Genomic DNA, 25,054 nt, shown 5'->3' on the forward strand with positions numbered 1-25,054 from the left:
AGCATCAAGTCTGGCTAGTGATGATCTTTGCGGAAGCCGAGGTCGGCTTGAGGATGTTCTTTTCGTTTTCCAGGCCGGGGCAGCGGGTCATTTCGAGGAGTTTCGTCTTTCCCGCATGCGCGTCTACGCTCGACACCTTGAATTTGTACGAGTCGGTGGGCACCACTGCCGCGCCGGCACCGTAAAGGAACTCGTTTTTTGACACCGTCATGCCCCATGTTCCGTTCGGAATTTGCACCAGCCACGACTTTTCGTCGAAGGCGAGGACTTGATTATTGTGGGTGGGCGTCGTGACCGAGCGGAGATGGGCGAGGATCACATCGAGGCTTTCATTGCTGAGCTTGAACTTGACCTTGTCGCCGTACCCGGCGGAATCGAGATCCTTGCACCCATTGCGATCCGACGGCTTTGCCCAATAGCTCGCCGCCTGCAGCGCATGGCCGACAGACGTCACGGCCGTCCACCATGCCGGGTCGCCGTTGAAGGGCTTGGTGGGTTCCATTTTGCTGTTCGCATCTTTCGGGTCGTCGGAGCGCTGATCCCCGGACATGCCCGGAAAGCCGCCGAATACAGGGCTCGTGCATGAGACGAGCGCGGCATGAAGCGTCTCCTTGCTGGTTGCGTTGGTGATGCGTTCCGTCACGCTGTCTGCGGTTCGAGCTAGTTTGTCGATGACGTTTTTCACCTCCACGAAGGACATCATCGATTTGCCTGCGCTATGGACGATGTCGCTATCGCAAGTCACGATGCTGCCCAAAGCCGTCACGGTGTTCGGCAATTCGGCAAGCGCTTGTGGCGTGTTGTATAGGGGACTGCTGCGCACGAAGGAATTCAACGAGCCCGCGTAGTAATAGCCGAGCACAGCGGCAAGGCAGTAGTAATACTTCCACGGCAGGATGTGATGGAAAGTCCAACTGTCGCAATCGGGCGTTTTTCCCGTGCGCTTCGGGGGAAGCTGCACAGTCAATTGATAGTCGGCCATGGCTTTTTCGTCCTCTCGCCCGTCCGGCGGACATGACGGCTTGCCATTTGGCGGCCTAAATGCGGCGGTCCCCGTCGTGTGGATTCATCATAGGTAAACGCGGCAGCCAGCCCAAGGACCCGATGATGTTTTCCGATGACACTCATGCCGGCTCCCGCTCGATCACCTGAGGCTGACATCGACCTTACGCAGCATCCCAGCCGCCGTTTCGATTTTCTCGATGAGCATCGACTCAGCGAGCGATGCCGCGATCAAGCTGATACCGTTGTCGGGTTTGTGAAAAATATGCTAAGTCATACTGATCATATAGCGATAACCCGGCGCAAAATTTACTTGCCTCATTTCATTTCTATGTTTTTTGATCGGTCGGTGTGATGATGATCTAAAGGAAGACTTTAAATAGAAGGAACCTGTCGGACTACAAAATGTCTATTTTTGATGTCCCTTTTTTGCAGGAGGGGATGTCAAATGGCTGCTATATCACCGGGGGAAGCGCCCCTCTCCGAAGAGGAATCCCGGCGCCAACTACGCCGCGCAGTCGTCGCCAGTACGATTGGTACTACGATCGAATGGTACGACTTCTTTCTCTACAGCATCGTGACTGGGCTGATCTTCGCGAAGCTGTATTTTCCTGAATCGAATCCGCTTGTCGGCACATTGCAGGCTTTCCTGATCTATGCCGTCGGCTTTGTTGCGAGACCGGTCGGCGCGGCCATTTTCGGCCACTACGGCGATCGCATCGGGCGCAAAGCCACGCTGATCGTGACGCTGCTGCTGATGGGTATCGCCACGTTTGCCGTGGCCTTCGTCCCAACCTACGCGACAATCGGCATCTGGGGCGCTGTGATCCTCACGGTGCTGCGCTTCATACAAGGCGTAGGCGTGGGCGGTGAATGGGGCGGCTCGGTCTTGATGTCGATGGAGTGGGCGCGCACGAACGGGCATCGCGGCTTCGTTGCCTCCTGGCCGCAGTTCGGGGTGCCGGCGGGACTGTTCCTCGCTAACTTGGCAGTGCTGGCGATGAGCCAGATTTCCGGCAGCGGTTTCGCGACGTGGGGCTGGAGAGTGCCGTTCTTCCTGAGCATCGTGCTGGTCGCGATCGGTCTTTATATTCGCTTGAACATTCTCGAAACGCCGATCTTTGCGCGGCTCCTCGCCGAGCACAAGATCGAGAAGACGCCGATCCTCGAGGTGATACGCCGCCAGCCGAAGGACATCGTTCTCTCCGCCTTTGCCCGCATGGCCGAGCAGGCGCCTTTCTATATTTACACGGCCTTCGTCTTCACCTATGGCGTCCGGAACCTGGGCGCGACACGCGACTTGTTGTTGACGGCCGTGTTGGCCGCTGCCGTGCTGGAGTTCTTCACGATCCCGCTCTTTGGCCACGTGTCCGATCTGATTGGGCGGCGCAAGATGTATCTGATCGGCGCCGTCTGCGCCGGCATATTCGGCTTCATCTATTTCGGCATGGTCGACACCAAGAGTTCGCTCTGGATCTTCGTGGCCATCATGCTTTCGCTGGTGCCGCATGCCATGTTGTACGGCCCGCAAGCGGCTTTTATTGCGGAGTCTTTCACGGGGAGGATGCGTTATAGCGGAGCATCGCTGGGCTACCAGTTGGCATCGGTCATTGCGGGCGGTCCCGCGCCGCTCATTGCGACCGCGCTCTTTGCCTACTACCAATCGGGCTATGCCGTCGCGTGCTATGTGCTGGCGTGCGCGGCGCTCAGTCTGATCTCGGCTTCGCTGATGGGCGATCACACCAATCAGGACATCTCGCGGGAATATGACGAAGCGCGTGCGATGGGGGACGATGGACACGCACGGCCCGCTACGTGATCGACACGAGTGGAAGAAAAAATAAGCGGCTGGTTGCGAGACCAGCCGCTTTTTCGCGCTTCAAATCGTCCTTCCCTGCATCCGCCGTCCGAAACGGGCGCGCTCCGCACGGTCCATCAGCGCCAGAAACTGATCCGATTCCATGTGAACCAGCTCTTCGTGATCGCCGGCCTCGAAGTAAACGTCCGGCTGGCTGGCCAGGCTTTCATCGAGGTAGGTTGTCATGCCGTAGGCCGTGCACACGGGCGGCAGCGCGCCGTATTCACAGTCCTTGAACAGCTCGCGCAGATCGACTTCCCTCGCGAGTGTGAGACGCCGTCCCGTTTTCGACCACAACTCGGACAGCTTCACGGCATAGGTCGACGGCAGCACGGCGGCGATGTAGCCGTGCTCGTCTTCGAAGAGCACGGTCTTTGCGAGGCGGTCGCCCGGAATGTGGGCCGCCGCGGCGGTTTCCATGCTGGAGTGGCTATACGGGTGATGCACGATTTCGTATCGGGAGCCCTTGTTGCGCAGGCAGTCCTCGAGGATTGCAGACATTGACATGGCACACCTCCTGTCAGATATCGCATTGAAAAACGAGCCAGTGTGATCTTCCAGAATAGGTCGCTTGTGTGCGAATGGCAGGTGAACTTGGGTGCGGTGACTCGGTGCCGTGTGCTTGCTGCGCTGCCGCAAGCCCGTAAGTAGCGTTCGTCACGTCTTGTGTATGACCTCTGATCCAGTTGCGCAGCGGCAACGGTCTGACCTTTCAAGCCGTCTCCCGCTCGACCAGCGTAAAGCCGACATCGACCTTGCGTTGTTTTCCTGCCCCCGTCTCGATCTTTTCGACGAGCATCGACGCGGCCAGCTTGCCGATCCGAGTGCCGTCGATACGGATCGTGGTGAGCGGCGGATCGGTGTCGACGGCGAAGTTCTGGTCGCCGTAGCCGATCACCTTCAACTGCCCCGGGATCGACAAGCCCCGGTGCCGTGCTTCCATCAGCACGCCGAGCGCCATGATGTCGGCGCCGCAGTACACGGCGTCGATGTCGGGGTGCGCGTCGAGAAGGCGTCTCAACGCGCGCCGGCCGTCCCCGAGGTTGGCGGGCGATTCGACGGATACGACGGGAATGTCCCGCGCGGTGTCGAACGCCTTGACGAACGCCTGCGCCCGCACTTGCGCGCGATGGTCGCCCGGCGTCACGATCGCCGGACGCCGCGCGCCGCGCTCGCGCAGATAGCGCGCCGCCGCTTCGCCCACTTTCTGATGCGAGAAGCCGACGAGCATGTCGAGCGGTGCGCGCGTGATGTCCCACGTTTCGACGACGGGAATGCCTGACGCCTTCAGCTTTTGCTTCGCGTGCTCGGAATGGACGACGCCGGTCAGAACAATGCCGGCCGGGCGTCTGCCGACGATCGCATCGAGCAGGGCGTCCTCGCGCGATTCGTCATAGCCGCTCTGGCCGAGCAGGAGCTGATAGCCGGCCGCAGCGAGCTCGGCGGTCAGCGCGGCGACGGTTTCCTGAAACACGCTGCCCGCGATGGCCGGAATCAGCGCGACGATCAGGCGGCTGCGATTCGACGCGAGCGACCCCGCGATCAGATCGGGCGTGTAGCCGGTCTGCTGCACGGCCGCGCGCACGCGTTCGAGCGTCTCGCTCGACACCAGCTCGGGCGTATTCAGCGCCCGTGAGACCGTCACCTTCGTCACGCCGATCAGCTCGGCAAGGTCGCTCAAGGTCACGCGTCCCGTGCTTTTGCGGGCTCGGCGCGCGACGGTGGGGCGCGGCGCTTGCGGAAGGGGGGGCGTCGGGGTCTTGGTCACGGCGCTTAAACGTTGTAGGGCACACGCACACCCGGCTCATCCGCCGGAAAATCCTTCGTATTGCGCGAAACGAGCAACAGCGAATTCACTTGCGCGGAGGCCCAGACAATCGCGTCGGGCAGGCGAATCCTTTTCTCTTTGCGAATCGCGACAGCGCGATTCGCGATCGCGCTGTCCAAGGCGATGACGTCAAACGAGTTCAGCCATAAGCGGATCGCCCTCTCTTCCTTCGCTGTGGCGCCAACCAGAACTTCCATCCACGTGATCGTGCTGATTGCTCGAGACTCATAGCGCGACAGCTCTTTCTGGGCCGCGCCGATGCCGCCGAGATAATCGATCAGGATGTTCGTGTCAAAAAGGGCTTTTACCATTCCGAGCGCAACGCCTGTTGGTATTCGAGGCCGTCGATTTTCTTGCTCTTCCACAGGCCGAAGACGTCGGCGCCGCGCAAGCGCTTGTGATCCGCTATATAGGCCTCGATCGCGTCGCGAATGAGCGCGGCGCGAGGGCGTTGCTCTTCCTCCACGATTGCCGCGAGCGCTTCGAGCTGCGTATCGGGGATGTCGACCAAAACTCGGCTCATAGCCTCCTCCATTGCGTGATATACATATCGTATATCATTGCTTCTGTCCACGCAAACGGGGCACTATGCCCTCGACCGCCTCCCGATACCTCCCCAAAAAACCCACTGGCAATTCTCCCCAAAGCGTAATAGCATGGCATCGAATGTTACCGGTTACATAAACCGGTAACAGCCCACAATCGAAAGGAGACGGCAGCGCGTCATCGCGCGCGGCCATAGAGGATTCGACCGCATGCTGCAGGCCAACACGAATTTCACCGGCGCGCTGCTCAGGCTCAATGACGCGGACAACGTGCTGATCGCGCGCGAGGCGCTTGCAATCGGTCAGCAGGTGCGCGTCGGCGAAACGGTGGTGCGGTTGCGTGCGCAGATCGCGGCCGGCCACAAGGTGGCGGCCCGGCGCATCGTCCGCGGCGAGCCGATCCGCAAGTACAACGCGATCATCGGCCGGGCGGCGCGCGATATCGAAGCCGGCGAGCACGTTCATGCGCACAACATCGAGCTGATCGATTTCGAGCGCGATCCGGGATTTGGTCTCGATGTGCGTCCCGTCGACTACCTTCCCGAATCAGAGCGCGCGACATTCCAAGGCATCGTGCGTCCGGACGGGCGCGTTGCGACGCGCAATTTCATCGGCATTCTCGCTTCGGTCAATTGCTCGGCCACGGTCATCAAGCACATCGCCGCGTGGTTCACGCCGGAACGTTTAGCCGCGTATCCAAACGTCGACGGCGTGGTTGCGTTCGCGCAGACGAGCGGCTGCGGGATGTCGTCGCCGAGCGAGCACTTCGATGTGCTGCGGCGCACGCTGGCGGGCTATGCGCGTCATCCGAATCTGGCGGGCGTGCTCGTGGTCGGACTGGGTTGCGAGCGCAACCAAGTGGCCGGCCTGCTCGAATCACAGGGGCTGCACACAGATAAGGCGCTGCACGCGCTCGTGATGCAGGACACGGGCGGCACCCGCGCGACGATCGAGGCGGGCATCGCCGCGATCCAGCAGATGCTGCCTGCCGCGAACGACATCGTGCGGCGTCCGGTGAGCGCGAGCCATCTGAAGATCGGGCTCGAATGCGGCGGGTCGGACGGGTTCTCCGGCATTAGCGCGAATCCCGCGCTCGGCGCGGCCATGGATTTGCTCGTGCGCCATGGCGGCACGGCGATCCTTTCCGAGACGCCGGAGATCCACGGGGTCGAATACATGCTCACGCGCCGCGCCGTGACGCCCGAGGTCGGCCAGAAGCTGCTCGACCGGCTCGCGTGGTGGGAGCGCTATACGCGCGGCCACAACGGCCAGTTCAACGGCGTGGTCGGGCCCGGCAATCAGCAGGGCGGTCTCGCGAACATCTTCGAGAAGTCGCTTGGCTCGGCGATGAAGGGCGGCACCACGCCGCTGCAGGCGGTGTACGAATACGCCGAGCCGATCGACCGCGCGGGCTTCGTGTTCATGGATTCGCCGGGCTATGACCCCGTCGCCGTCACGGGGCAGATCGCGAGCGGCGCGAACCTCATCTGCTTCACGACGGGCCGCGGCTCGATGTTCGGCTCGAAGCCCGCGCCGACGCTCAAGCTCGCGACCAACACGCCGATGTTCAATCGTCTCGCAGAGGACATGGACATCAATTGCGGGCTCGTCGTCGACGGCGAGCGATCGATCGACGAGATGGGGCAGGACATCTTCGAACACATTCTGCGCGCCGCCTCGGGCGAGCGCACCAAGAGCGAATTGCTGGGCCTGGGAGATCACGAGTTCGTGCCGTGGCACATGGGCATCGTGAGTTGAAGTTTGTGCCACTGCGCTAACACACCGTGAACAGACGCCTCGAAGCGTCGCGCGGTGTGTCATTGAAGGGCAAGACACTGGATGGAGACAAGACATGCAGGATGACCCGCAACAGCCGCGCTCGAAGGTGCGCTGGGTGGTGGCTGGCCTGATGTGGGCGGCGATCGCGATCAACTACATCGACCGCACCGTGCTTGCGGCGGCGGCGCCCCATATCCAGTCGGAGTTCGGCTTGGGCGCGATGGAAATGGGCATCGTGATGTCCGCGTTCTTCTGGTCGTACGCGCTGCTGCAATTGCCTGCCGGCATGCTGGCCGACCGCTTGGGGCAGAAGACGGTGCTCGGCTTTTCGGTGTTCTGGTGGTCGGCCGCGACAGCCGTGACGGGGTTCGCAACCGGCTTCAAGTCGATTGTCGCGTTGCGCGTCGCACTAGGCGCGGGTGAGGCGGGTGCCTACCCGAGCAACGCGGGCATCGCCTCGAAGTGGTTTCCGCGCCAGGAACGCGCGACGGTAGCAGGCATCTTCGACAGCGGCTCGAAGCTCGGCGGCGCCGTCGCGATGCCGCTGATCGCCTTTCTGCTCGCGCTGTTCGACTGGCGGATCACATTCGCGATCACCGGCTTGCTCGGCATCGGCTGGTTCGTCGTCTGGCAGTTCACGTTTACCGATTCGCCCGCCGCCCATAAACGTGTGAACGCGGCCGAACTCGCGCACATCCGCGAAGGACAAGGCGCACGGCACGCCGACGAAGACGCGGCTGCGCCGCCATGGCGCAAGCTGCTCGCGCATCGCAACATCTGGGCGATGTGCATCGGCTTCTTCATGATCAACTACAACTCGTATTTCTTCATCACGTGGCTGCCGACGTATCTGATCAAGGCGCGCGGCCTCTCGATGATGGAGATGGGCTTCATGGCGTCGCTGCCGCTGCTGGCGTCGATCGTCGTCGAGATTTTCGCGGGCTGGGCGTCCGATCGCGTCTACAGCTCCGGCAAGCTTTCGCTCACCGCGACGCGCAAGCTATTCCTCGTGATCGGGCTCGTGATGGCGTCGAGCATCGGACTCGCGGCGTTCGCGCAGTCCGCCGTGATGGCGGTCGTGCTGCTCACGATCGCGAAGTCGGGCACGACGGTCGCAGCTTCGCAAGTGTGGGCGCTGCCCGCCGACGTGGCGCCGCGCAACGCGGTGTCGATGGTGGCTGGTATACAAAATACGGTATCCAACATCGGCGGTGTGATCGGGCCGATCGTGACCGGTGCGATCGTCGGCGCGACCGGCTCGTTCATTCCGGCGCTGGTGTTTTCGTCGGCGCTGATCGGGCTCGCGATCCTGAACTATCTGTTCCTGCTCGGCAAAGTGGAGCCGATCCGATTCGATCACCAACCTGTGGAGCGAGATGAACGACATGTCCAGCGAAACGCAGATGTCAGCGCTTAATCCCTTCAAAGCCGCGCTCAAGGCCAAGCGGCGTCAGATCGGTTTCTGGCTGTCGATGGCGGATGCGTATCTGTCGGAAGTCAGCGCGACGGCTGGATTCGATTGGCTGCTGATCGATAGCGAACACGCGCCGAACGACCTGCGCAGCATCCTCGCGCAACTACAGGCGGTGGCGCCGTACCGGGCGGAAGCGGTGGTGCGGCCGGCCAACGGCGATCCGTCGCTGATCAAGCGCCTGCTCGATATCGGCGCGCGCAATTTGCTCGTGCCGATGATCGATACGGCGGAAGAGGCGCGCGCAGTCGTGGCCGCCGTGCGCTATCCGCCGCATGGCATGCGCGGCGTGGGCAGCGCGGTGGGCCGGGCGTCGCGCTGGAGCGCTCGCGGCGATTACCTCGATGTCGCCGATGACGAAGCGTGCGTGCTGGTGCAGGCGGAGACCAAGACCGCGCTCGAGAATCTGCCAGCGATCTGCGAGGTGGACGGCGTCGACGGGGTGTTCATCGGTCCTGCGGACCTCGCGGCCTCGATGGGCTATCGCGGCATAGCGGGGCATCCGGACGTGCAGCAGGCGATCGATGCGGCGATCCGCACGATCGTTGCGTCGGGCAAGGCAGCCGGCACGTTGACGTCCGATGCGGCGCTCGCGAGGCATTACCTCGAGCTTGGCTGCACGTTTGTCGCGACAGGTGTCGATATCCTGATGTTCGCGAATGCGGCTCGCAAGCTCGCTCGCGAGTTCGTCGAGCCGGGCGCGATGTAGCCATGGTTCGCCATGGAGAGCGGCGAAGGGTCCAATTAATAAGCGCTGAAGCGCCAACTTGACGGAACTGGGGGTGGGGGTGTTGTCGTTGTCGTGCAACTTTGATTTCGCGCCGTTCCGTATAGTCCGTCCCTCCCCGGGACCGGGGTTACTTTTGTCCTTGCCAAAAGTAACCAAAAGCGCGTCCTGGGCGGACGGCCTTGCCCGGAGGCACTCAACCCTGTTAGTACCGGCGTTCCAAGGTCAACCGTGGGAAACCGTTATTGCTCGCCGCGCGTCCGGTTAGTCAGTATGACTCCCGTGAGGTAGAGGCTGGCCCGCCGCGAGGCATCAAACGCGGGTTAGCATCGCTGCCAGAGCCGCACGGTGTGGACAGGGCCACACCCGGCGATGTCCACCGCGGAGGCCAGCATGGAACACGATAGCACTCTGTACGTCGGTCTTGATGTCCATAAGGATTCGATCACGGTCGCCTATGCGCTTGGCGCGGGCGAGGTCGAACTGCTTAGCAAGATCGGTACGACCAAGACGGATATCGATCGCCTGTGCAAGCGCCTGCAGTCGAAGGCGCGGCGCATCGGCATCGTCTACGAAGCGGGGCCGTGCGGCTACGCGCTTTACCGCCAGCTCGCGCAGAAGGGGTTCGACTGCATGGTGTGCGCTCCGTCCTTGATTCCCAGGAAGCCGGGAGAGCGCGTGAAGACCGATCGGCGCGATGCGATCAAATTGGTGCGGGCACTGCGTGCCGGCGACCTGTCAGCGGTCTATGTGCCCAGCGTCGAAGACGAAGCATTTCGCGATCTGGCCCGCGCGTGGGCCAGCGCCAAGGACGATCTGAAACGTGCACGGCAACGCCTGAAGGGCTTTCTACTCTCGCACGATGTGCGTTATGCCGGCCGAGCCGACTGGGGACCTGCGCACCGGCGCTGGCTGAGCACATTTGCGTTCGACAGCGCCTGGCAGCAACTGGCGTTCGAGGAACATCGGCGCACGATCGAGGATCGTCTCGCGCAATGCGAACGGTTGGAGACCGCGTTGCGCGAGGCGGCCGTCGACTGGCGCTTTTATCCAGCGGTGCTGTGCCTGCAGGCCATGCGCGGCGTGCAGTTCACTACGGCGGTGGGCCTGCTTGCCGAACTGGGCGATCTATCGCGCTTTGCCCAGCCACGCCAGTTGATGGCTTGGCTGGGGGTGACGCCATGCGAGCATTCGTCGGGCGAGAAGCGCCGTCAAGGCAGTATCACCAAGAACGGCAACAGCTATGCGAGAAAGCTGCTTGTCGAAGCCGCTTGGGAGCTACCAGCATCCGGCCCGTGTGAGTCCGGAGATTCAGCGTCGCCACGAGGGCATCCCCAAACCCATCGTTGATCGTGCCTGGGATGCGCAGGTGCGCCTGTGTGGGCGTTATCGCAAGCTTGTCGCACGTGGCAAGCCAAAGAACATTGCGGTCGTCGCGCTCGCCCGGGAACTGAGCGGCTTCATCTGGGACATCAGCCGGCTCGCGATGTCGCTCGCCGCGCGGCCCGAGGTGCGCATGGCGTGACGCAACGCCTGCGCGACGCTTGAATTACCCTGGCCACTTGAGAAGGTGTTTCCTGAGGGCGGCGTAGCCCGGCACCTGAGTAACCCGCGAGCGTACTACGCAACGGATTGCATCCGACTTGCGGCGTTAGATAGCGGTAGGCTTATTGGGCGGACATCTGTAATGCGGTAGCCAACCCGCGGATATCAGCGTGATCCACCGTCGAGACTTACTGCTACGCCGCCCTCAGGAAATTCGGACAACATGCAGTTGAAAACTGGAAAACCGATCCCGATTGACAGCGGGAGTCATATCAGTACGCGGCACGGAATGGCGCCGATACGAAATAAATCGACGCTACCGGTTTGGACGCGCCCCACGTTGCCTACGATGGGAAGGGAGCCCAAGTGCATGGGCCCACCGCAAGACAAGCACTTTCAGGTCTTTCCTGACCTGCATCGCTGATTTGACGCGAACGGACGAAATACTGTGCCGCATGCAAACGGGACTAAAGGCGAGCAATAACGGTTTCCCACGGTAGCGCTCGGGATATCGGAACTAACAGGGTTGAGTGCCTCCGGGCGAGCCGTCCGGCGAGGACGCGCTTTTGGTTACTTTTGGCAAGGACAAATCTATGGTCAGCCTGACTTTTGCAAGCGAGGTGGTGTTGACGTAAATTGGACGTGCGCAAATCTATCCGGGGTCGCTGTGGAAACAGGTTTCCGCCCCATGATGAGAGCCGCACCGGGCAAACCTCAAAAGTGACTCAGCATGGGAACGCTGTTTTGTCTTTCAGGTTGCTTGCCCGGCCGTTGAGCCGTTTATGTCTTCACGTATCTCGCGTCGCAAAACCAGGAAGTGACTAGGGTAAAAGCTAACGCAAGCGGCGCAGAGTGTCAGGCTGCGGCTACAGCCTGAGCACCTTGGTAGTGCGTGCCTCTGGCGAGGATGGCCCAGGCGATCCTCGCCAACTTGTTCGCCAGCGCGCACGCCACCACGTTCGCATGCCGTCGGCTCAACAGGCCGCGCACCCAGGCGCCCAAGCGATCGGTGCGCCGCTCGATGTGCTGCATGATGGCCTTCGCGCATTGCACCAACAGCCGCCTTAAATTCTTGTCGCCGCGCTTGCTGATCCCCAGCAGCGTCGGCTTGCCGCCCGTGCTGTATTGGCGCGGCACCAGCCCGACGGACGCCGCGAACTGCCGGGCCGACGCGAACTGCCGCGCGTCGCCCAATTCGCTCGCCAGCACGCTGGCCGTGATCGGCCCGATGCCCGGAATCTCCAGCAAACGCTGGCTGCGCTCATCCTCCCGCAGTTGCCGCATCAGATCGCCCTCGATCTCGCCAATTTGTGCATCGAGGTACTTGAAATGCGCCTGCAGACGCTCGAGCAGCGCGATCAGCCGCGGCGGCAGATCATGCGCGCCCAGCACGGCCGGCAGCCGGCGAATGACGGCCATCCCTGTGGGCAAACTCACGCCGAATTCCAGCAAAAAGGCATGAATCTGATTGACCGTGCCGGTGCGATCGCGCACCAGCCCCTCGCGCACGCGGTGCAAGGCCGAGAGGGTTTGCTGCGCCTCGTTGCGCGCACTGACGAAGCGCATGCTCGGGCGCGAGGCCGCCTCGCAGATCGCCTGCGCATCGGCGAAATCGTTCTTGTTGCTCTGCAGGAATGGTTTGACGAACTGCGGGGAGATCAGCTTGGCCTGATGGCCCAGTGCCTCGACCTGCCGCGCCACCCAGTGCGCACCCGCACACGCTTCCATGACCACCGTACAGCTCGGAACATTGCCAAGCAGGGTGAACATCTGGCTGCGCGTGAGCTTCTTGCGCCACACCATGCGGCCCGAGGCCGACTGCGCGTGCAGGTGGAAGCAATGCTTGCCAAGATCGATTCCGATCAACGAGATGGGGTCCATGACGATCTCCCGAAAAGGAAGCAGCCCGATCAGCGTAAGCCGATCGGGCTGCTTCGGTCAGGCTGACCATCTCATTAGTGACCCCGGTCCCGGGGAGGGACGGACTATACGGAACGGCGCGAATTCAAAGTTGCACGACAAACCCAAGCAAAACGCCACAACCCCAGCACCCGCCGGGAATTCAAAGTTGCACAACAATCCCGTCCCGCCCATCGCGACCGCGTGATGTTCGCAAACGCCGCGCGCAAGCTAGCTCGCGAGTTCATCGAACCACAGCCAAATATCGCTTCACAAAGCTGAGGATCGCCTTGGACCGGTAATCCTTCGCCAGCTGGCAAAGATGGTCGGCGAAAGGACGATAGCGCTCATCGAGTTCGGACAGGCGCGCGGCGTGTTGGAGAATGGCGCGCATGTCGCCGAGCCGCGCCAGGTGGTGCAGCGCTTCGATCTCATCCGGCGGCGGCGCGATCAAGGTCCCGGTGAAAAGGTCGGCGGCGGGCGCAGCCGCGGAGTCCATTTCCACGGCTTGCGCGTCAGCGGTTTCGTCAGACCACTCGATATTCAGAAGCCGCGCGATGTGCGACAACAATCCGCTGAGGTCGATCGGCTTGGTCAGAAAGGCGTCGGCGCCGGCCGCCAGGCTTTTCGCCGCATCGCTCCCCGAGGCGCCGGCAGAGACGGCAATAATGGCCAGATCCCGAAACTGCGGCATGTCGCGCAGGCGGCGCGTGGCTTCGATCCCGTCCATGCAGGGCATGACGACATCCATCAGGACGAGCGCCGGCCGCAGCGCTTTGACCTTCTCCAAGGCTTCCAGCCCGTTGCTGGCCTGAGCCATCAGGAAGCCGAGGGGGCCGAGCATATCGACCGCCACGGCACGGTTCTCCGCCACGTCGTCCACGACCAGGATGGTCTTGCGCGGCCCCTTGTAGCCGCTGACCGTCCATTCGGGCGGAGCGACAATCGGCGGAGGCGCCACCACCGGAACCTCGAGCTCGAACCAGAAGAGGCTGCCGGCGCCGCGGCGGCTCTCGACGCGGATCTCGCCGCCCATCAAGCGCACGAGCTGCCGGCTGATGGCGAGGCCCAGCCCCGTCCCGCCGAACCGGTGCCGCATGTCGCTCGCTTGCTCGAAAGGCTGGAAGATCGTCTCCAGGCGCGTCTCTTCGATGCCGATGCCGGTGTCCCGCACGTCGAAGCGCAGCCGCCCGGGCGGCAGGAAACCGACGCGCAGATGCACGCTGCCTTCCTCGGTGAATTTGATCGCATTGGAGAGCAGATTGAGCAGCACCTGGCGCAGCCGTTGTTCGTCGACCCGCACGCCGACGGGCAGATCGGGCGCCATCTCGCAAGCGAAGGCCAAGCCCTTTTCCAATGCCTTCACCCGGATCGTATCGGCAAGGAAGTCGATGAAGCGGTCGAGCGCAATGTCGGAGAGGTGGAGCTCCACTTTGCCGGCCTCGATTTTGGCCATGTCCAGGATGTCATTGATGATCGCGAGCAGGTGTTCGCCGCTGCGCTGGATCACCATGATCCCGTCGGTCTGGCGCTGATCGAGGCCCTTGTCGCACTTGAGGATCTGCGCGTAGCCCAGAATCCCGTTCAACGGCGTGCGCAACTCGTGGCTCATGTGCGCGAGAAAGTCGCTCTTGGCGCGGTTGGCCGCGTCGGCATGCTCTTTGGCGACGGCCAGTTCGGCCGTCCGTTCGCGGATCATGTCTTCGAGGTGCTCGCGATAGCGCCGCAGTTCCTCTTCGGCATGCTTGTGATCCGTGATGTCGCGCGAGATGCCGAGCAGGAAGCGCGGTTCGCCGCGCACGTCGAGGATCGGCATCTTCATCGTGTGCACGAGTCGCGGCCCGTGACGCGTATGAACCGTCTCCTCCGGCACGTCGACCATCTGGCGCGATTCGAACACGGCACGATCCTTCAGTACGAAGAAAGCGGCCTCGTCGGGCGGAAACAGCTCGCGATCGGACTTGCCGATGAGTTCCTCGCGCTGATAACCGAGCAGCTGCTCTCCGGCCTTGTTGAAGCGCACGTAGTGCAGCGTCGCCGCATCCTTCACGAAGATCATGTCCGGGATGTTCTCGACGATGCTGTCCAGGAAATGCTCGCTGGCTCGCGCGGCCGCTTCGGCACGCTGTCGTTCGGCGATCTCGGCCGTCAGGCCGTCGAGCGCGGTGCTGAGCTCGGCCGTGCGCTGCGCGACGCGCGCCTCGAGTTCGGCGTTGAGCGCCTTCAATGCGTCCTCGGCCTGCCTGCGCTGGCGCCGGTCTTCGAGGAACTGCTCGACGGCGCGCGCCATGTCGGCAATTTCGTCGCCGCCGTGCACGGGGACGCCGGATGGGCCGTCCCCGGCTTCGCCGTGCCGCAGCGCGTGGCTGACCCGGTCCAACCGTTCCACGACATGACGGCCGAGGAATACGCGGGCGATCAGCCAGGCGAGCAGCAGGCTCATCGCCACTTCGGCGCCGACCCACGCGCTCGTGCGGTCCGAGTGTTCGGCCAGGTCCTGGACCGCTTGGCGGTAGTCGCGCGTGAAATAGTCCGACTGCTGGTGTGCCGCGGCGGTCAGGGCGTCGGCTTGGCGGCGCAGATCGTCCTCGAGGCTCGCCAACGACACGCCGGAACGCGGCGTGGGCGCCGGCGCGGCGCCGGCGGCCAGCGCGTTTTCGCGCAGCTGTGCCACGACGTTGACCGTGTTGCGGAAGCGCTGGCTCGACCGATGGATCGCCAGCGCGTCGACGCCGACGTCTTCGCTCGCGGTCGCCGAGGCCAGGCGGTCCACCAGGCTGTCGAAGCTGGCCAGCTGCTCGATGACATGCCGATAGGTCTCGCGCACGGCGTCGACGGTATAGTCATTCGACAGCTGCAGCGCCAGGCGCTCGATCAGCAGCGTACGCTGCGCCAGGTCCTGCGCCTCCTCCAAGCGCGCGAGCCGCTCGTCGGCCAACTGGCGGATCGCGTGAGCCGAGCCGGCCAGCGAATAGAGCGTCGTGGCCCCGACCGCGACCACCAGAGCCGCCAGGCAGGCGACCACGAGCGTGAATTGCGCGGTGAGCGATTGGGGGAGCGGTAGTTTCACGGGCGTTGCCAGATGCGGCGATAGATGTCGCGATAGCCGTTGGCGGGATCGTAGAGCAAACGATCGCCGCCGTCCGCGCCAATGTTCTCCGCCGTCACGAGATGCACCGGAAACACGTAGCCCGTGACGCTTTCCCCGGCGAAGAGCCGGTTCAGCTCGTCGACCAGCTGCCAGCCGTGCAGATTCAGCGGTTCCGCCACGGTGCCCGTCTGGAACGTGCCGGAGCGGATGCGCAGAAAAGCCGATTCGCTGCCGTCGCCGGCCGACAGCATGGTCATGGCCGTGTTCGGCCAGCCGGCCTGGGTCAGCACCGGGGCGGCGTAGTCGAAGTAGATGTCGTTGATCGCGAGCGCATACGTCCAGCGGCTGCCATAGCGCGCGAGCAAGGCGCGGGTCGTGCCCGGCATCCGTTCCTCGCTGCGCGAGATCGGCACATTGCACATTTCGAGCAAGGTGCAGCCGCTGCAGGCGCGCACGACGGCGGCCATGGCGTCCGCCTTGTCCTGCGCGATGTGGTATTTGGAGTCGGTGAAGATGATGGCTCTCGCATGCCCGTCGGACTGCACGATGGCCGCCAGGGCGGTCACGCGCGCGACCTCGAGCGGATCGGTCGACACGTTCATCGCCACCGGGGTGCCGGGCACCGGCCCGGCCCGGGACGCGACATGCCAGCCGACGATCGGAATGCGCGCTTCGGCGAAGGGCTCCAGCCCGGGCAGCAGGGCGTGCGCGTCGCTTCCGACGATGATCAGCCCGTCCGGGCGGCTGGCGAGCGCAGCCGCCAGCATCTTCAGCTGCAGGTTCGGCGCGCCGCCGTCGTCGAAGATCTTCACGCTCCAGCCGATGACCTTGGCCGCCTCCAGCACACCGTCGACCACGCCGACGATGCCGCCGTTGCGCAAGTCCTCGGCGACGATGGCGATGTGTTTGCCGGGCTGGGCGCGCGGCCCCTTGCGCGGCCCGTTCCAGGGCGCGGCCGGTTGCTCGGCGGCGTTGACGATCTGCTTGGCTTCGGCCAGGAAATGACCCGCCGCGGCGACCGAGGCCGCGGGCACGGGCGCGGTCGATGAACCCTGCGCCGCGCCAACGGAGGGCAGGCACGCGCATATGCATGCCCATACGCATGCCGGAAGCAAGCCCTTCATGTTGTTCCCCGAGGGCCCCGTCGCGGCCGATTGGCCGTCATTGGAGATGAAACTCAAATGCTGCCCGCAGGGCGGCCTTGCGGACAAGATGGTATACCCCAACGGCCGCTCAACGACACAGCTCCTCCAGCCGCACCCCATTCGTTTTCGGCCCAAACCCGCCGATCGCCACCACCACCGCGAGCATGCAAACCGTGATGCCCGTAAACACGCCCGTTACCCCAAAGTCGCGCAACAGGGACGCAATGACGAAGCCGGACATCATCGCGCCCACCCGGCTCGCCGAGTAGACGATGCCGTTGGCGCGGCAGCGTATGGCGGTTGGAAAGAGTTCGGCTTGATAGGCGTGGTAACAGACGGAGATCGTCTGACCGGCGAGGCTGATCAGCACGCCGAGCGTGATCAGCGGCACGACCGTTTTCACCTGCCCGAAGAGCAGCCCGAACATCACCACCGCCAATGCCGAGACGACGATCAGCCATTTGCGCTGGACTTTGTCGGCATAAAGCATGGCCAAGAGCGGACCGACAGGCAGTGCGATCGCGATGGCAGACGAATAGAGCAGGCTCTTGGACACCGTGATGCCCTGACCGATCAGGAGTGTCGGCACCCAGTTGGCGAAGCCGTAATAGCCGATCGCCTGGCAGAAGTTGAAGACCACCAACATGATGAGCCGCGATCGATAAGGCGGCTGCCACAGCTCTGCCAGCGACGCGCGGCGATGCGGCGGCAACGCCACGGCCGGCAATGGCGGCGGCAGCGCTTGACCGAGCTGCTGCTCGGCGCGGGCTTCCATCGTCTGCACGACGCGCTCGCCTTGCTCGACACGACCGTGCATCGCAAGCCATCTCGGGCTTTCCGGCACCGCACGGCGAATGAACCAGACCAGCACCGCGCCGGCCGAGCCCGCCAGCACGACGCAGCGCCAGCCGTCGATGCCGAAGAGCGTGGTGGGAACGAGCCAATACGAAAGAATCGCGGCAACCGGCGCCGCAGCGAACATCACCATCTGGTTGAACGCCATTGCGCGGCCGCGCATGTGTTGCGGCACGAGCTCGGTGACGTAGCTGTCGATCGTCACGATTTCGATGCCGACTCCGATGCCGGTGATGAAGCGCCACAGCACGAGGCCCTCGGGCGTGTGCTGGAACGCCATGATCGCCGAGCCCACGGAATACCAGATGAGCGAGAACGTGAAGACTGTGCGGCGTCCGTAGCGGTCCGGCAGCCAGCCGAAGCAAAAGGTGCCGGCGAACAAGCCGGCGAAGGTCGCCGCGATGAAGCCGGCGATGCCCTGCAAGCCGAAAAACGCCGAGGTGGTGGTCCTCAGCATGCCGCTCTTGGCCATGCCCGGCGCGATATAGCCGGTGAAGATCAAGTCGTAGACCTCGAAAAAGCCGCCGAGCGAGATCAGTAGCACGAGCAGCCACAGATAGCGCGTGGCGGGAATGCGATCCATGCGCGCGGAGAGTGCCGCTGCCGCGCGAGCGAAGGGCGGGACCGGGCTTGAGGCAAAGGGGGAGGTGTCCGCGGTGGCGGTACGCTGCATGACTGTCTCCTATCTCATGCAATGCTGTCGATGGTTTCGTAGGCAAGTGTTATTGAGGATGCCTGACGGATGGGAATTCGCGAGGGGCCATGCGGCGATCATGGCCCTGGGTGATCAATCAAGCGTCATGGCGCTTGAGGCGTCCCAGTACTTCGTCCGTGTGCTCGCCGGCTCGTGCCAACGGCTGGCGCACACCGGGGCGGCGTCCGTCCATCAGCAAAGGCAGGAGCACGACTTCGGTCATGCCGCCGTCGTCGGTTTGCATCGGCGCGAGCCCGCCGCTGGCCTTCAAATGCGGGTCCTCGAAAAGCTGGTCGGGGCGCACGATCGGCGCGTAGGGAATACCGGCGGCTTCGAGCTTCAGCGCGAGCTCGTCGGCGCGATGGTCTTTCAGGATCTCGCCAAGGCGCGCGAGCAATTCAGGGCGTACCGCCACGCGCAGCGCGTTGCTCGTGAATTGCGGCTCGGCTGCGAGGTCCGGCCGCTTCAGCACGTTGCACAGCGTGACGAACTGCTTGTCGCTGACGGCGCCGATGAACAGCTGCTCGCCGCCCGCCAGCGTGAACACGTCGTACACGCTCCATGCCGAGACGCGCGCGGGCATCGGCGGCGGCGCTTCGTGCGTCATCGCGTACTGCTGCATGTGCTGCGCGGACAGGAACACGCAGTTCTCGAACAGCGCGCTTTGCACTTCCTGGCCGCGCCCGGTGGCATCGCGTTCGCGCAGCGCGGCGAGCACGCCGATCGCGCCGAACATGCCGCCCATGATGTCGTTGACCGACGTGCCTGCGCGGAGCGGCCGTCCCACCGGCCCCGTCATGTATGACAAGCCGCCCATCATCTGCACGACTTCGTCGAGCGCGAGGCGATGCTCGTAGGGGCCGGGCAGAAAGCCCTTGTGCGAGACGTAGATGAGCCGCGGATAGCGCTTCGAAAGCGTCTCGTAGTCGAGCCCGAGCTTCGTCATCAAGCCCGGCCGGAAATTTTCGAGCATCACGTCGCATTGGCCGATCAAGTCGACCGCGGTCGCATGTCCTTCCGGCGTGTCGATGTCGAGCACGACGCTCTTCTTGTTGCGGTTGAAGGTCCGGAAAAAACCGATGCCGAGACCGGGCAGGTTGCGGGTCTTGTCGCCGCCGGGCGGCTCGATCTTGATCACTTCGGCGCCGAGATCGGCGAGGATCATGCCGCACGTCGGGCCCATGACCATGTGAGTGAATTCGATGACGCGAACGCCTTCGAGTGGAAGCCGGGTGGGGGTGTTCATACGGAACCTCAAAGGGTGAGCGTGCGGATCGATCGGGCCGGGAAGGTCTTGGGCAGGCCGGCGAGCCACAGGGTGCCGTGCAGCGTCTCGTTCACGAGCCACTGCGCGACCTTGGCGCGCAGTGCGAGCAGCCGCTCGATATCGATGCCGGTCTCGATGCCCATGTCGGCCAGCATGAAGGCGAGGTCTTCGCTCGACGCGTTGCCGCTCGCGCCCGGCGCATGCGGACAGCCGCCGATGCCCGCGAGCGTCGCGTCGAAGCGCGCGATGCCGGTGCCGAGCGCGGCGTAGACATTGGCGAGCGCGAGGCCGCGCGTGTCGTGGAAGTGGCCGCACCAGAGCCTGTCGCCCGCGATGCGGCGCGCCTTCTCGAACAAGTCGCGCACGGCGGCGGGATTCGCGTAGCCGACCGTATCGGCGAGGCTCACGCGATCGGCGCCTGCGTCGAGCAGGGCCTGCATGCAGCGCAGCACTTCGCGTGGCTCGACCGCGCCTTGGATCGTGCAGCCGAACGCGGTGCCGATCCCGCCTTCGATCAAGGTCTTCGAGCCGGCGGCATCGCGCGCGGCGCGGATGCGCGCCACTTCGGCCACGACTTCGTCCGGTGTCTTGCGCAGATTCGCGAGGCTATGGGCGCGGCTAGCCGACAGCGGCACGAGCAAGACATCCGCCTGCGATTCGATCGCGCGTTCGGCGCCTTTCAGATTCGGCACGAGTACCGAGACGACGAGGCCGGGCAGGGTCTTCGCGTAGGCGACGAGTTCCGCCGTATCGGCCAGCTGCGGCAAGAGCCGGGCAGGCACGAACGAGCCGACCTCGATTTCGCGCTGGCCGGCGGCATAGGCGTCGGCGATCCATTCGATTTTTTGCGGCGTCGGGAGAATTGTCTCGATGCTTTGCAGGCCGTCGCGCAAGCCGACTTCGCGGATCACGACGCTGGCGGGGAAGAGGGGCATGGGGTTGTCTCGCGGTTATCCGCCAGTCGTGTCTCCGCTGGCGCTGTGCTAACTTTAGGCATTCCGTCCGGTACATAAAGAGGTATTTCGGAACGGTTGCCATTCCGAATAGGAAACTCACACGCGCCGAAGGCCCCAAGTAAGCGCTGAAGCGCTAACTTGGATCAACTCCGGCATGAGACCAGAGTAAGGCGCTAAAGCGCCAACTCTGGTCGACAGGAGGCATCGATGCGCGACATCCATCTGAAAACACTGCGGCTGCTGGTGTCGGTCTGCGAGCACCGGAACATGGCGCGCGCAGCCGCGGAGGAGCACATCGAGCCGTCCGCGATCAGCAAGCGCATCGCGCAATTGGAGCACGACCTCGGCGTGCCGCTTCTCGTTCGCACGCGCCGCGGCGTGCAGCCGACGCCGGCCGGCGTCGCGCTCGTCGAGCACGCCAAGAGCGTGCTGTTCACGATGGACCGCATCGCAAGCGACGTCGCCGCGTACGGCAGCGGGCTCAGGGGCAGCGTGAGCGTGTGCGCGTCGGCATCGGCGATCGCGGAAGCGCTGTTGGACGACATCGCGTCGTTCATGCGGATGCCCGCGCACGAGAATATCCGCGTGAACGTCGAGGAACGGCTGTCGCTCGATCTCGTGCGCCGCTTGCGCGAAGGGGCGGCCTCGATCGGCGTGTGCTGGGACAACGCCGATATCGAAGGGCTGCAGTCGCGCCCGTACCGGCAGGATCGCTTGGCGCTCGCGGTCCATCCTGACCATCCGCTTGCGAGCCGCAAGTCGCTCACCTTCGAGCAGACGCTCGATCACGAGCACGTCGGGCTGCCGCCCGCCACCGCGGTCCACACGATGCTGCAGCACGCGGCCGCGCGGAACGGGCGCACGGTGAGCTATCGCGCGATCGTGTCGAACTTCGACGCCGCATTTCGCGTGGTCGCCGCGAATCTGGGCATCAGCGTGGTGCCGGCCGTTGTCGGCGAGACGTACAAGCGCCTGCTCAACGTCAAAGTGATTCCGCTCACGGACCGTTGGGCGGCGCGGCGCTTCATCGTCTGCTTCAAAGACTTCGATGCGCTGCAGCCGGCGGCGCAGCGCATGGTCAATCATCTCGCCGAATGCGCGAAAGAGGCCGCGAATATCGAATAAGCGCCTACGCGCGAAGTGATATCTCACGGCGCCTTCATCACGGCATTCACCCGCCTGGCTCATGACCCGTCAACTTTGCGAGGTAGTGGATCGAGCATCGCGTGACTAGCATGGATTGGGGTTCCGTGCGGGACCCCACGACCACTGACAGGAGACCAGGAATGGCTATTCTCAGTTTCAACGGACGGGTCAACATCGCGGTGCGCATCGTCACGGAGAAGTTTCCGCAAGCGAAGCTCTACGAGGCGGACGGCGTGGCGCTAGGAGGACCGACCACGCATCCCGCCGAGATCAATCAGATGCGTGTCGTCTTTCAGAACGTGCACAACACGACGGTCATCATCAAAGAGACCGGCTATGGCGAATTCGGGCCGCCGGTGCTGTATCCGGAGCCGTGGCTCGAAGATGTCGTGATTCCGTGGCCGATCGAAATGGATCTCGACAAGGCCAATCAGCTCAAAGAAGCGGCCGGCTTCAAGGGGCCGTATAACACCGTGACGCTGCGCAATCCGCTCGGGCCGGTGCGTCAGAATCCGCTGTTCATCTTCGGGCTTAGCGGCTCGGGGCAATACATCTTCGTCGACACCATCACCGGCAAGGTGACTTCCGGAAGCTGAGCCGGCACAGGCGAATCGGCGCCTTGTTTCTGCCTTCGCGTCAGCCGGGGGCAGGATCGAGTTCTTCCGGTCAGCGCCATGATCGCCGCCGAGTGCGCGCGATCATGGTGCGCTGCGTCATCGAAGTGCATCCGCTGCACACTCCGCGCACCGCCCACGTCTTTTTAGCCCCCGCTGTTTAGCCCGTTCTTGCCGCCGTCGCTCGCCCAGCCTAAGCGCACGCGTGATGGCACGGCTATTGCGTAAGGTCACCGCAAGGCCAACGGCGGCCTTGAAACATTCACACATTCGTCCACCGCTCTCGCGAGCGGCTACGGGGCAACGGCGTCCCGAAGCGACTTTCACGCTGATCGCACAACCGATCCGCGCGGCATCGCTTCGGGACGTTTTTTTTTGCGCCGTCGACGGGGTGCCGCGCACTCCGCTCGACGGTCCCGAATCATCCGCTAAGCACATCACGCCATGAAAGGACGAACCCCTATCAACCACGACGCCGTTTCCGGAGAAGTGATCGGCGAGCTCATCAACCTATCGGGCCGGCAGCGGATGCTTTCGCAGCGCATCGTGCTGCACGTGCTGCTCGCATCGCGCGGGGACAGCGCGGCGCTCGATGTCGTCAAGACCTGCCTAGCGACGTTTGCGGCGACGCACACCGATCTGGTGAGCGGCAACGCGCGCTTGCCGGGCGTGTTTTCAGACGCGCTGAAACAGCTCTATTTCGGCACGGCGTGCGCCGACGACCTGATCCGCCGGTTCATCGCCCGCACCGCCGATGCGATCGCGAGCCTCGAATCGGGCGCCGCCGCAAGCGATGAACAGGTCGACGCGCTTGTGATGCAGGCCACGCCGCTGCTCGAACTGCTGCAGCAAATCACGCTCGCGTACCAGAAGGAAATGCACGGTATCGAAACGGCGGCGAAGAAGCGCCAGGCCGAGATCGCCGAGCAGTTGGGCAGCATCTCGATGCAAGCCAACATCGTTGCGCTCAACGCACGGATCGCGGCGGCGCGCGCGGGCCAGTTCGGACGCGAGTTCGCCGTGATCACGACGGTGCTCGCCGACATCATCAAGGAGATGGATCAACTGATCCATAGCGTGGTCGATACGCGCGAATCCCGTGATACCCGGCAAGCCCCCGGCATTCCCACCCAACGCAACACCGTCCCGCAAAGCCGGCAAGCCAATGCCGGCCGCGCGTATCAATAGCCTTCGCCACTGTGTGAGAGACCGATGACAAACCTGTTGAATTCGCTCAAGAGCGGTAACTGGCGTGCGTTGCTTGCATGCTTTCTGTACTTCGATACCGGTTTCACCGTGTGGGTGATGTTCGGGCCGCTCGCGCCGTTCATCCACAAGGACATTGCGATGACGCCGGCCGAGCAGGGCTTTCTCGTCGCCGTTCCGGTGCTCGGCGCGGCCATTCTGCGCGTGACGCTCGGCAATCTGTATCAGGCTTACGACGGTCGGCGCGTGGCGCTGTTCGGCGTATTGCTCTCGGCCGTGCCTTCGGTCGTGCTGCTGTTGTTGCCGGCTGCGCCGTCGTATACGTTGCTGCTCGTGCTGGGCGTGTTCCTCGGTGTCGGCGGCGCCAGCTTCGCGGTCGCGCTGCCGATGGCCGGCAGCAACTATCCGCCCAAGGTTCAGGGGCTCGTGCTCGGGCTCGCGGCAGCGGGGAACATCGGCGCGGTGCTCGACGGTTTCATGTTCCCGGGTCTCGCCGATCAATTCGGCTGGGCGAAAGCGGCGGGCGCGTCGCTGCCGCTGCTCGCACTCGCGGCGACGGCGCTGTTTTTCTGGGCGAAGGATCTCGGCGTCAAATCGGGCAACGCGCCACGTGCGCTAGGCAGTTTCTGCGTGACGTTGGCAGGGCTCGTCGCGCTCGTGCTCGCCGTGCATGCGGGCGTGTTCGGCGCGGGCAAGACCGGTGTGCTGCTGCTGCCGGTGCTCGGTGCGCTGCTCGCGATCGCCGTGTTGCCGCAGCGCTATCGCAGCGTGCTCGTCGAAGGGGATACCTGGGTTGTGATGCTCGTGTACAGCATCACGTTTGGCGGCTTTGTCGGGATGTCGTCGTATGTGACGACGCTTTTGATCTCGCTCTATCAGCTGCCGAAGCTCGAAGCGGGGCTCTTCATGTCCCTGCTGGCGTTCATCGGTGCGTTGGTGCGGCCGATCGGCGGCCTCATCGCCGACCGCATCTCCGGCGTGCGTGCGCTCGTGCTGCTGCTGGCCGGTATCTCCGCGTGCGACTTCGCGTTCGCCGCTTGGATGCCCCCGCTGCCCGCCGGGATCGCGCTGCTTGTCGTCACGTATCTGCTGTTCGGTCTCGGCAATGGCGCGACGTTCCAGCTCGTACCGCAGCGCTGGGCCGGCAAGACGGGCTTGATGTCGGGCATCGTCGGTGCGGCGGGCGGCATCGGCGGGTTTTATCTGCCGGTGATCATGGGCATCGCGAAGGAAAGCACGGGCAGCTATCAGATGGGGTTTGCGACGTTCGGCGGATTGTCGGCGGTGGCGTTCGCTCTGGTTGTCGTGCATCGCACGCGCTGGCTCGAATGGGCGTTGCCGAAGGAAAGTCTCGCGGTCGTGGAAGCGCCGAATGCCATACCAGCCGCCGCATTGCGAGTGGATAGCGAGGCGTAGTGGAAAGTGC

19 protein-coding genes and 1 pseudogene are annotated in these 25,054 nt (G+C 63.7%); 9 read left to right on the forward strand and 11 right to left on the reverse strand.

The window, feature by feature from the left end:
- Window positions 1-4 precede the first annotated feature (4 nt).
- Window positions 5-982, reverse strand: coding sequence for a hypothetical protein (locus FAZ95_RS31370; RefSeq protein WP_137336313.1), 978 nt, complete (start codon window positions 980-982; stop codon window positions 5-7).
- Window positions 983-1,450: 468 nt separating this feature from the next.
- On the opposite strand from FAZ95_RS31370, the gene FAZ95_RS31375 reads away from it, so the two are divergent.
- Window positions 1,451-2,821, forward strand: coding sequence for an MFS transporter (locus FAZ95_RS31375; protein WP_137336314.1), 1,371 nt, complete (start codon window positions 1,451-1,453; stop codon window positions 2,819-2,821).
- A gap of 60 nt (window positions 2,822-2,881) precedes the next feature.
- Here FAZ95_RS31375 and FAZ95_RS31380 read toward each other — a convergent pair whose 3' ends face one another.
- The 4 genes from FAZ95_RS31380 to FAZ95_RS31395 form a co-directional block, all read right to left on the reverse strand.
- On the reverse strand, window positions 2,882-3,367 hold the full coding sequence (locus FAZ95_RS31380; protein WP_137336315.1) for an aminoacyl-tRNA deacylase: 486 nt from the start codon (window positions 3,365-3,367) through the stop codon (window positions 2,882-2,884).
- Window positions 3,368-3,572: 205 nt separating this feature from the next.
- A complete protein-coding gene (locus FAZ95_RS31385; RefSeq protein WP_137337692.1) occupies window positions 3,573-4,541 on the reverse strand; it encodes a LacI family DNA-binding transcriptional regulator in 969 nt (322 codons plus the stop codon).
- A gap of 92 nt (window positions 4,542-4,633) precedes the next feature.
- Window positions 4,634-4,999 carry a type II toxin-antitoxin system VapC family toxin gene (locus FAZ95_RS31390; protein WP_137336316.1) on the reverse strand — a complete coding sequence of 122 codons (366 nt, stop codon included), beginning with the start codon at window positions 4,997-4,999 and terminating at the stop codon, window positions 4,634-4,636.
- A complete protein-coding gene (locus FAZ95_RS31395) occupies window positions 4,993-5,211 on the reverse strand; it encodes a CopG family ribbon-helix-helix protein (protein WP_137336317.1) in 219 nt (72 codons plus the stop codon). Before FAZ95_RS31395 ends, FAZ95_RS31390 begins: the two co-directional genes overlap by 7 nt.
- Window positions 5,212-5,443: 232 nt before the next feature.
- Here FAZ95_RS31395 and FAZ95_RS31400 point away from each other — a divergent pair, with 232 nt between their 5' ends.
- The 4 genes and pseudogenes from FAZ95_RS31400 (at window position 5,444) to FAZ95_RS31415 (ending at window position 10,735) form a co-directional block, all read left to right on the forward strand.
- Entirely contained in the window at window positions 5,444-6,991 is a 1,548-nt protein-coding gene (locus FAZ95_RS31400) for a UxaA family hydrolase (RefSeq protein WP_137336318.1), read from the forward strand.
- 94 nt (window positions 6,992-7,085) lie between these two features.
- Window positions 7,086-8,429, forward strand: a complete 1,344-nt coding sequence (locus FAZ95_RS31405; protein ID WP_137336319.1) for an MFS transporter — start codon at window positions 7,086-7,088, stop codon at window positions 8,427-8,429.
- A complete protein-coding gene (hpaI, locus tag FAZ95_RS31410; RefSeq protein ID WP_137336320.1) occupies window positions 8,416-9,192 on the forward strand; it encodes a 4-hydroxy-2-oxoheptanedioate aldolase in 777 nt (258 codons plus the stop codon). Before FAZ95_RS31405 ends, hpaI begins: the two co-directional genes overlap by 14 nt.
- Window positions 9,193-9,603: 411 nt before the next feature.
- Window positions 9,604-10,735, forward strand: a pseudogene (locus FAZ95_RS31415) (IS110 family RNA-guided transposase).
- Between the two features lie 875 nt (window positions 10,736-11,610).
- On the opposite strand, the gene FAZ95_RS31420 reads toward FAZ95_RS31415, so the two are convergent.
- From FAZ95_RS31420 to FAZ95_RS31445, 6 genes are all read right to left on the reverse strand, one after another.
- Complete coding sequence (locus FAZ95_RS31420; RefSeq protein WP_137336321.1) at window positions 11,611-12,636, reverse strand: IS110 family RNA-guided transposase; 1,026 nt, start codon at window positions 12,634-12,636, stop codon at window positions 11,611-11,613.
- Window positions 12,637-12,898: 262 nt separating this feature from the next.
- Complete coding sequence (locus FAZ95_RS31425) at window positions 12,899-15,724, reverse strand: ATP-binding protein (protein WP_137336322.1); 2,826 nt, start codon at window positions 15,722-15,724, stop codon at window positions 12,899-12,901.
- Window positions 15,721-16,869: a substrate-binding domain-containing protein gene (locus FAZ95_RS31430; protein ID WP_137336323.1), complete on the reverse strand. Its 1,149-nt coding sequence runs from the start codon at window positions 16,867-16,869 to the stop codon at window positions 15,721-15,723. The genes FAZ95_RS31425 and FAZ95_RS31430 overlap by 4 nt, the downstream gene beginning before the upstream one ends.
- Before the next feature lie 109 nt (window positions 16,870-16,978).
- Complete coding sequence (locus FAZ95_RS31435; protein ID WP_137336324.1) at window positions 16,979-18,418, reverse strand: MFS transporter; 1,440 nt, start codon at window positions 18,416-18,418, stop codon at window positions 16,979-16,981.
- A 118-nt stretch (window positions 18,419-18,536) separates the two neighbouring features.
- Window positions 18,537-19,685 carry a CaiB/BaiF CoA transferase family protein gene (locus FAZ95_RS31440; protein ID WP_137336325.1) on the reverse strand — a complete coding sequence of 383 codons (1,149 nt, stop codon included), beginning with the start codon at window positions 19,683-19,685 and terminating at the stop codon, window positions 18,537-18,539.
- Window positions 19,686-19,693: 8 nt separating this feature from the next.
- Entirely contained in the window at window positions 19,694-20,641 is a 948-nt protein-coding gene (locus FAZ95_RS31445) for a hydroxymethylglutaryl-CoA lyase (RefSeq protein ID WP_137336326.1), read from the reverse strand.
- A gap of 228 nt (window positions 20,642-20,869) precedes the next feature.
- On the opposite strand from FAZ95_RS31445, the gene FAZ95_RS31450 reads away from it, so the two are divergent.
- The 4 genes from FAZ95_RS31450 to FAZ95_RS31465 all read left to right on the forward strand — a co-directional run bounded on the left by FAZ95_RS31450 (window position 20,870) and on the right by FAZ95_RS31465 (window position 25,044).
- The gene (locus FAZ95_RS31450; RefSeq protein ID WP_137336327.1) at window positions 20,870-21,787 is read left to right on the forward strand and encodes a LysR family transcriptional regulator; all 918 of its coding nucleotides are present in this window, start codon (window positions 20,870-20,872) and stop codon (window positions 21,785-21,787) included.
- A gap of 161 nt (window positions 21,788-21,948) precedes the next feature.
- Window positions 21,949-22,404, forward strand: a complete 456-nt coding sequence (locus tag FAZ95_RS31455; protein ID WP_137336328.1) for a hypothetical protein — start codon at window positions 21,949-21,951, stop codon at window positions 22,402-22,404.
- Between the two features lie 462 nt (window positions 22,405-22,866).
- Window positions 22,867-23,610: a type IV pili methyl-accepting chemotaxis transducer N-terminal domain-containing protein gene (locus tag FAZ95_RS31460; RefSeq protein ID WP_137336329.1), complete on the forward strand. Its 744-nt coding sequence runs from the start codon at window positions 22,867-22,869 to the stop codon at window positions 23,608-23,610.
- Window positions 23,611-23,634: 24 nt separating this feature from the next.
- Entirely contained in the window at window positions 23,635-25,044 is a 1,410-nt protein-coding gene (locus tag FAZ95_RS31465; RefSeq protein WP_137336330.1) for an MFS transporter, read from the forward strand.
- The last annotated feature ends 10 nt before the right edge of the window (window positions 25,045-25,054 follow it).

Origin of the sequence: Trinickia violacea (assembly GCF_005280735.1) — a bacterium.
GTDB classification, from domain to species: Bacteria; Pseudomonadota; Gammaproteobacteria; order Burkholderiales; family Burkholderiaceae; genus Trinickia_A; species Trinickia_A violacea.